7 protein-coding genes are annotated in these 8,458 nt (G+C 57.5%); 6 read left to right on the top strand and 1 reads right to left on the bottom strand.

Going from position 1 to position 8,458, the window contains the following annotated elements; genetic code table 11:
* The first annotated feature begins 340 nt into the window (after positions 1-340).
* From NG895_RS02365 to NG895_RS02345, 5 genes are all read left to right on the top strand, one after another.
* Positions 341-1,420, top strand: coding sequence for a DUF1559 domain-containing protein (locus NG895_RS02365; RefSeq protein ID WP_252850842.1), 1,080 nt, complete (start codon positions 341-343; stop codon positions 1,418-1,420).
* Between the two features lie 225 nt (positions 1,421-1,645).
* Positions 1,646-2,440: an SDR family NAD(P)-dependent oxidoreductase gene (locus NG895_RS02360; protein ID WP_252850841.1), complete on the top strand. Its 795-nt coding sequence runs from the start codon at positions 1,646-1,648 to the stop codon at positions 2,438-2,440.
* Positions 2,441-3,253: 813 nt separating this feature from the next.
* Complete coding sequence (locus NG895_RS02355) at positions 3,254-3,568, top strand: hypothetical protein (protein ID WP_252850840.1); 315 nt, start codon at positions 3,254-3,256, stop codon at positions 3,566-3,568.
* 194 nt (positions 3,569-3,762) lie between these two features.
* Complete coding sequence (locus tag NG895_RS02350) at positions 3,763-4,203, top strand: hypothetical protein (RefSeq protein ID WP_252850839.1); 441 nt, start codon at positions 3,763-3,765, stop codon at positions 4,201-4,203.
* A gap of 244 nt (positions 4,204-4,447) precedes the next feature.
* On the top strand, positions 4,448-5,197 hold the full coding sequence (locus NG895_RS02345) for a PEP-CTERM sorting domain-containing protein (RefSeq protein WP_252850838.1): 750 nt from the start codon (positions 4,448-4,450) through the stop codon (positions 5,195-5,197).
* Positions 5,198-5,846: 649 nt separating this feature from the next.
* Here NG895_RS02345 and NG895_RS02340 read toward each other — a convergent pair.
* Positions 5,847-6,845, bottom strand: coding sequence for an IS110 family RNA-guided transposase (locus tag NG895_RS02340; RefSeq protein WP_252850837.1), 999 nt, complete (start codon positions 6,843-6,845; stop codon positions 5,847-5,849).
* A 537-nt stretch (positions 6,846-7,382) separates the two neighbouring features.
* Between NG895_RS02340 and NG895_RS02335 the strand changes: the two genes are divergently transcribed.
* Positions 7,383-8,458, top strand: a 1,076-nt coding sequence (locus tag NG895_RS02335) for a reverse transcriptase domain-containing protein (protein ID WP_252850836.1), incomplete at its 3' end; no start/stop codon positions are given.

Raw genomic sequence — 8,458 nt, 5'->3', positions numbered from 1 at the left:
ACGTCAATTGCTAAAAGGACTTGCGAAAAACTAAGCGACATTCGTTACATCGTCCGACTGCTGGAAGAGATTTCTCCAAGGCGCAGCGGTAGAAGATTTCTAAGAACATCTCTGCGGATTAGCCGGTCGCCAATCTGAGGACGGCTGGTCCACCCGCCAGAAATTCGAACTCCTGCAATTTGAAGTCGGTCGCGTAACCTCTGCGCGAAGGTTAGAGCGAGGCCAGGGTGCCCCAATTAGCGACTGGTCACGTTGCGAGTGCTTCCTATAGTTCTTTTGGCAACCGCCGCTGCCCCCCGACGCAGTCGGATTCATTCCAGCCTCCAACTGGTATTAGATTATGATTACTCGCCCAAATATTTCCCGCCGCTGTGGGTTCACGCTTGTTGAACTCCTGGTCGTTATCGCCATTATCGGTACCTTGATCGCCCTCTTGTTGCCTGCCGTCCAGTCCGCAAGGGAAGCCGCACGTCGCATTGAGTGCAATAACCATCTCAAGCAGATCGGCCTGGCGATCCAAAACTATCACGACACAAACGGTCAGTTCCCAAATGGCCGGACCGCAACAAATGAGTTCAGCTTGGCGTGGTCGTATTCCATCCTGCCGCAACTCGAGCAGCAGGCGGTCTACGACGCTTACGACCCGTCATTTCCAGTGCATGCCGAGGAGAATGCCGGGGCGATGCGAGTCGGCCTTCCTGTGTACGTTTGCCCTAGTCGCCGATCGGCGGGCGCCGACCGCGACTTCGATAACAACGGCGAGGGTGGCGGGGCGAATGGTGAGCCACGGCGGTCCGCCGTTCGGGGCGACTATGCGGCAAACGCTGGCCTCGAGGAAGATATGGGGATGGAGCAAAACGACTACGCGGAGGGGCAAGGCAATGAAGACGAGCCCATCGACTTTGTGGGGTGGCACAACGATTTGTCCCTGTCCGGGCCCATCTTCAGCAACTCCAATATCTCGGCACGTCGAGTAACGGACGGCCTGTCCAAGACCCTCGCTGTTGGTGAGCGGCACATTCCTCCATTGGAGGGCGACTGGAGCGACGAACAGCGTGACAGTGCTCGGGCCGACACCTGCTTCCTCTCTGGCGACAACTTACGTGTGGTGATGCGAGGGACAGAAGACGGACTTGCCACCGGGCCGGACGCTCATCCCGTTTCTCCCGAGCAATCAGGATGGCGTCGTCGGGGGACCCAAGTATTCGGGGGAGAGCATCCCGGAGTGGTGATGTTCGTGTTTCTCGACGGGCATACCGAGGCGCTATCGATCGGCAGGACTGGCTTCGCTGCCGTCAATCCCAACGGCATCCGCGATGTGCCCAACCCGTCGGAGCCCAATGACCTCGACGAAATTGAACAATGGGGCTGGTTCATGGCCATGAGTACAGTTGCTGGCTCCGAAATCGTGTCCGACTAGTCTCTCCCAACATACTTGATGGAGACTGTGATGTTATGAGCCTCAATTTTGCGAGTAGTTGAAAGGTTTGGCGGGTTAGAGCAGCTGATCGCGATTTAGGCAAGCATCGAAAAGCACCTCTGGATGATCCAGTCTCAAGAAGTGGAATAATTCTGTTTATGCCCAACCCAACCATACGCCTCGCCGCGTGGCGGGTCCGCGTTCATTTAGCCCGCGAGCAGCGACATGTCGGAAGAGCCTGAGATCCCCACGCCACCCGGCCGGGTGGCGTTGATTACCGGTAGCGGTAGTAAACGCGTCGGTTACCACATCGCAAAACACCTGGCTCGACGTGGCTGGCGGATTGCGATCCACTTCCGCACATCGGGCGAGTCGGCTACCGAGAACGTGGAGGAACTGCGGCAGTCGGGAACCGAGGCGGAACGGTTTCAGGCGGACCTGACAAGAGAAGACGAAGTCGCCAAGCTCATCGAACAAGTGCACGGTCGATTTGGCTCGCTCGACGCCGCGGTCAACGCCGCGGCAATCTGGAAGACGGTCCCACTTGAAGAGTTGTCCGCCGACGACTTGCTGCGTAGCTTTCGCGTCAACACGCTCGGTACTTTCCTGGTCTGCCGCTACGCCGGATTGAAGATGGTGGAGCAGCGTACTGGTGGGGCGGTGGTTACCTTCGGCGACGCCCTGATCGAGCATCCCTATCTAGACCACGCCGCTTACTTCGTATCGAAGGGAGCGATCCCGACCCTGACGCGGTCGCTGGCCGTGGAGTTTGCCGCTCGCAATCCGGCCGTCCGCGTCAACTCGATCGCCCCTGGCCCCATTCTGACCCCGCCGGGCATGAGCGACGAAGAGCAGGAGGTCCGTCGCGAGTCAACGCTGGTCAAGCAAGCTGACTCGCCCGACGCGGTTGCTCAGGCCGTCGAATTTCTACTCGAGAACCGCATGCTCACCGGTTGTACGTTGTCGCTCGATGGGGGCCGCAACGTGGGGCAGGAGCATCGCGCTCGCGGGGGGGCATGAGAAGCATCGAGATCGGCCGGGTCGCCTAACGCCGAGCGAACGAGGGGCAGTTCGCCAACGCTTTCGGTTGGCAACCGTCTAGCCGAAACTCAAGGAGGTGACCGCGACCGCTGCAAATCTTGACGTTGGTTTGGAGCACGTGGGTGCATCGGCGGCCCGCAGTAAGAAGTATTGACAAGTCGCGGAGGTGTCAAATTTCGGACAAGACCGCTGCGCGTTAGTGCAGGGCGCAACTCCGAGCGGCTGGTCCAGCCGCTGTGCCGTGGCATGACACCGGCTGCTGTCAGTGCTTGCTCCACCATCTTGCCCGTCAGTACATCTGTCAGCGGCAAGCCACCATCCTGAAGAAACTGACGACGCACGAATCTGACCTGTTTCCAAAACCTTCCCTGGCTCCAACCACGCATCGTTTAGGCCTCCTTGCTGGTGATGAATCCGTTCACGAAATCCATTTAAGCAAGCGAGGCCTTTTCGCCTATCTCACTTTCAACTAAAGACTTGGGGAAAGCGCAAGCGACATTCGTAGCTGCATCCGTCGTCAATCTGAGTAGCAGTAAACTGCATCCTGTGGGGGCGACCGACTTCAGAAAGGACTGTGCAACTCGCCTCGGTCCAAAACCGTCAGGATCGAACTATACAATGGTGTGTTGGTTTCGCCGAAGCTTGCGGCGGCGTTTTGTCGGCGTTAGGATGCATAGAATGGAGTGTTTCGATCGAGAACGTGGAGCTTGCGTCGGAACATACGGGCTGGCTAGTGCCAGCCTGTCAGGCACGACGTAGTAAACCGCCTTGCATCTCTTGTCTTGCGGTCAGATGTCTCGTTCATATCCCAATTCAAAAGACTGCGAATTCTTGCTCTACCTCATTTACAATGAGGCACGAGGAATGGCACTTAGGGAGTTTTCAGGGACTTGCGAACATTACAACCGTTGGACTCCAACGGAAGCCACGCTCCTCGCCGCCATGGCTCGGCTAATTGAACATGGATTTGTTTACGAGAATGATGGAACGTTGTTTGCACATCCGAACATCATTGAGAGCTTTCATCGCGGGCGTCGGCCTGGCGGCGACCAATTTGATGATATGGATACGTTGCAGGCACTCGTGAAGTCTTGTGGCAATGCCTGACAACTACTGAACGAGGGTTGCGATTGCCAAGCGAATCAATGTCGCCGAGCGGTTCTTGGTTAGCAACCACTTTATTCCCGCAATTCCAACCGGACAACGCCAGCATGACTGTTTTGCGTTTCTGTCGAATATTTCTGTTGTTGCTTTGCGTGGTAGTGCAATTTGGATGTCGGCGGTACGCTACTGGGACATCTGTGCCTGAGCCTCAGGTCCTGACCAACAGGACGCAAGACGGGACTCACTACACCTTCCTCAAATGGGACGAAGGGTCTGCAATCATGCTCGTTGACTGGTGTGACGGGCACCACATTAGTGGATCGAGCGGTAGCTTCGAATTTGACCAACGCAAGGGCGATGCGCAAACGTGGGACGAGAATGCAAACGAATGGAAGTTGGAATATAAGTGGCAACCAGAAACTGCCGACGGTCTAACCGCCACGTTCACAATCAATGATGTTGATTACGATCTATCCGAGGGTGCAGTATTTCGAATTGATGCGAGCGGCGAGGAAACGGTGATCACACAAGTTGATCGCGATCTTTCCAAGATTCCGCCTGACAGGAATGGGTGTGACTATTTTGTCGCGACGACAGTTGAACTCAAGCAGCCCACCAAAAGTGTTGGTGGCAACTAGAAACAAGTAGCATAAGGAATTGGTGCATCCGAGTCGACTTTCCTTTCGATTGTTCCGACACAATTCCTTCGATTACAGCTCGTTTGGCGTCGGCTTCGACAATTCCACTCCCGTCAACAAACAGAATTGGAGAGTGTTTGCCATGAACCTTCAACAATCAAGATCGCGCGGCCTCCAAGTTTTACTGGTAGGTGCTTGTATCGGCGCCCTCCATGGAAGACCGGCCCCTGCTCTCGGTGCGTTGTTGGCCTATGAAGGTTTCGACTACTCCACGGACGCAAGTCTGGCTAGCCAATCCGGCGGCGGGAGTTTTGGCTTCAGCCAGCCGTGGACATTAGGAGGCCTTGACTTACCACAACACGTGATCGGCAGTTCCAGTCTATCGCATCCGGTGGCGGCGTTAGCTACAAGCGGAAATCACGCCGTGGTTCGCAACGTGAGCCCTTCTGGATTCACGACGGCCCGACGAACGTTAGGGCAGCAACTTGGTGCGGCTGGCAGCCAGCGGTATTTGAGCCTCTTGCTTCGCCCCGAGGGTCAACTGGGTGCCGGGGACTCCGGCGGTTATTTCGGGCTCGAGTTGGTTTCTAGCGGGACGGCGCTATTTGTAGGCAAGCCAAGTATCAATGAGTATGTTCTGGAGGACATTGGAGGTACGGAACAATACTCATCGGGCGTCGCTGCAATCACGAACGAGCCCGTTCTGCTGGTACTGCGTGCCGACTTTGAGACGGGAAACGATTCATTCCGGCTCTACGTTAATCCGTTGCCAGGGCAGAGTGAACCGTTGGTGCCGGATGCCATGAAAGCCGACTCGGACGTGGGAATTGTGGCGCAAATCGGCCTGTTCTCGACAGGCACATTCAGCTTCGACGAGATTCGCATTGGTGAATCCTTCGCTGACGTCACACCCGTCCCCGAACCCGGTAGCTTGATGCTGCTGTGTTTTGCTTTGGTGGGTCTCCTGCAAGTAACACGACGGTCACTTCAATAGGAGTTTTGGTGATTAACTACAGGCAGTAGGTGTGGCTCGCGTCAGTAAAAGGCATCTGCCGAAGAAGCACGGCTAGTTGCGGTCGTAAAGACGTCGCGTCCCCAGCGCGGCAGCAGCACCGTTACCTTACTGCGGTAGCGCCACCGTGGGCATTTTGCTGCCACTCTAACTCAAGGCGGTTGCATCGCTCCTGAAAGAGTTTGTCAAGTAGAAACGGTTTTTATCGGTATGGGCGCGCATCGTGAGTGGTCTGCGTACTCGCCTGTCTGATTCGTTCTCGGAGTTGGTGGGGGGTAATGCTCTGGTGATTCGCTGAGGTCGTCGTCGCCGCGGGAAGTTGCGATCGTTCTTTTCGATTGCGATTGCTCCCGACACATTCCTTCGCAAGTCGCCCTCGCAAGGGTCGCGAGCGGCGGATGCGTATCTGTCTTGTGCGATTTCCTCGCTGCAAGGGCCACTCTATTCAACCGCTCGTGCCCGTCGGCCGTAGCCGATGCATCGACGATGCAACACGAGTTGACCCTCGCAGGAGGGATCTCACTCCGCCGTCAGGCGGAGTGGATCGAACAACCGTCAGTGAATCGGCATGGGCTGCTCCCGGTGTGAAGGGGTTGGGGTGTTCGTTATTCGCCGTCTCCGCGAACGACCGTCAGGCCGTCGATAGGAGGCGGCACTCGCCGTAGGATTTTTCTTTGGTGACCATGTGCCAGAAGATCGTGGCGAGCTTCCGCATCACGGCCACACGGGCAATGCCGACGCCCCGCCGGCGTTTGATTCGCTTGTACCAGTCGCGCAGCTCCCGATCCTTGCGCAATACTTTGAAGACCAGTTGGGCCAGCAGCCAGCGGGCCATGCCGCTCCCAGCCTTAGTGATCCGACCCAATCGCTGGCCTGATTCGCCGCTGTTGCGGCAGCCTGGGGTAAGTCCCCAATAGTTGGCCAGGCTGCGAGCTCGTGGAAAGCGTTCGACGCGACCGATGCGACATGCCAGCGAGATGGCGGTGAACCGTCCCACGCCCGGAGTCGTCGCCAGGAGCCTGGCGGTTTCGCTGGCTTCACAGCGTCCAGCAAGAACCACTTCGAGCTTCGCCATCCTTCCTTGGACATGCTCAAGGTCCACCAGCAAGTGATCGAGTTCCAGGCGATCGATCTCGGGCAATACAAGCCTTTCGAGCCAAACGATCGCCGTGCGTGTCGGAAAGGTCCTGGTGGGCATCTCCCACTGCAGATTATGGCGGCGGAGGAGGTGCTTGATCTTGTTGATGAGCCGCGTCCGCGTCTGACCGGCCTGCCTGCGAAGCATCGTGAGCCGTCGGTTCTCCTGGTCCGTGGTGTTGGCGACGTCCACCTGGCGGAGGCCGCGAACAGGCTTGCCCGCCAGCAGCCGCTGGCGGTTGACCCACAACAACTCGCTCAGCGCCGCGGCGTCCCGCCGGTCGGTCTTGCGCTGCTTGCGTTCCTCGGGCTGAATCAGGATCACTTTATGGCAGCGGTAGTCTTTGAGCATCCGTAGCAGCCAGTCATTGAAACCGCACACTTCAAGCACGGACACGAACGACTCCCCGTTGGCGGCCGTCTCTCGAGTGAGCCGCTCGAAGAAGGCGTTGACCTTCTTGGGCTCCGTGGAGACCTGCCGCGCCTCCACCACGTCGCCGTCTTCATTGCGGAGGGAAATTGGTCAATTGGCGTGCGTGCTGGTCGATTCCAAGGTACAACATCTTGGCGGTTCTCCTGTCTTTGGGGAAAGGGTTTCACAACACCCCCATGCGATAGGGGAACCGCTCTTATTTCTCAACCCAACTCTTTCATAGATATCAGCCGCCATCTCGAAGAAAGGCGCCTACAGCGCAGTGGTGTCAATTCTCGGACACGACCGCTGCGCGTTAGCTTCGAGCGCAACTCCCGTCGGATGGTCCAACGAAAGCGCCGGGATAAACCGGCTTGGAGTAAGGAATGAAAGAGTCCCACGGAGAAGACCTAGCCAGTCACTCCGGCCTTGAGTCGTACGCTGACCGCGGTAACGCGGTGGGTGTAGCATCGGCAAGAGGTACAGGCAGGCCAGCTATGGAGCTCCGAAATCATCGTGGTCCCGTATGCCCACACTGTGTTGGTTGTGGAAGGCAACACGTGAGGTTGCGTCGAAGGCAAGTGATCTCACGATACGGCGGAGTCGTAGATCCTGAGCATGTCTGGAAACTTCAAGCGCGAGAACCGGGAGATCCCCATGGTTTCCAACTCGAATGACGAGGAACGGTCAGTGAACGTTTCCGACGGTACTGCTGATATGTACGCCATGGGGAAGTCAGATGGGTCCATAGTACCTGCGAATCCGACGAACAAGGGCGGTGCTGAACCGTCGGCGGAGTCGGCCGAGGAAAGGGACCCAGCCAAGAGGAACGTCGACCAATCTGCCCTGCACCGGACGCCGAGCCGGACGAAACGCAGGTCACGCGGACTGGCCGGCGTGCGTGAAGCTGCCCGTAAGGACAGCAAGCTCAAATTCACTGCCTTGCTGCACCATGTCAACGAAGACTGCTTAACCGAGGCTTTCTTCAATCTGAAGAAGACCGCAGCAGTTGGAGTCGACACGGTTACCTGGCACGAATATGAGCAGGACCTGGAGGCCCGTATCGCAGATCTCCATGGTCGCATTCACCGGGGAGCCTACCGTGCTAAGCCCTCTCGGAGAGTCTGGATACCCAAACCGGACGGTCGACAACGACCGCTCGGCGTGGCCTCGCTGGAGGACAAGATTGTCCAACAGGCGGTGCTCTGGGTGCTCCAAAGCATCTACGAACAGGACTTTCTCGGATTCAGCTATGGCTTCCGGCCGGGGCGCAGCCAGCACGATGCACTCGATGCATTGAGCGCAGCGATCCTTGGCAAACGAGTGAACTGGGTACTGGACGCCGATATCGAAGGGTTCTTCGATGCGATCGACCACCAATGGTTGATCAAGTTCCTAGAACATCGCATCGGCGACCGGCGCCTCCTTCGCTTGATCCGCAAATGGCTTCGTGCCGGGGTCAGCGAAGATGGCCGGTGGTCGGAAACGAAGGTGGGAACCCCGCAAGGAGCGGTCATATCGCCACTCCTGGCCAATGTGTTCCTGCACTACGTATTCGACCTGTGGGGCCAGTGGTGGCGTGACAACCACGCCCGGGGCGACGTCGTCATCATCCGCTATGCGGATGACTTTGTGATGGGCTTCGAGCATCGAAAGGAGGCAATGGCATGCTTGGAAACGCTCCGCGCACGCTT

The organism is Aeoliella straminimaris (genome assembly GCF_024054565.1).
Classification (GTDB): domain Bacteria; phylum Planctomycetota; class Planctomycetia; order Pirellulales; family Lacipirellulaceae; genus Aeoliella; species Aeoliella straminimaris.
The sequence above is the reverse complement of the archived record's forward strand: the minus strand, read 5'-3'. Positions and strand labels throughout refer to the sequence as shown.

What these genes read in the sequence shown, in the direction of transcription:
- NG895_RS02365 (WP_252850842.1), top strand. Translation starts at nt 341, where the DNA reads ATGATTACTCGCCCAAATATTTCCCGCCGCTGTGGGTTCACGCTTGTT.
- NG895_RS02360 (WP_252850841.1), top strand. Translation starts at nt 1,646, where the DNA reads ATGTCGGAAGAGCCTGAGATCCCCACGCCACCCGGCCGGGTGGCGTTG.
- NG895_RS02355 (WP_252850840.1), top strand. Translation starts at nt 3,254, where the DNA reads ATGTCTCGTTCATATCCCAATTCAAAAGACTGCGAATTCTTGCTCTAC.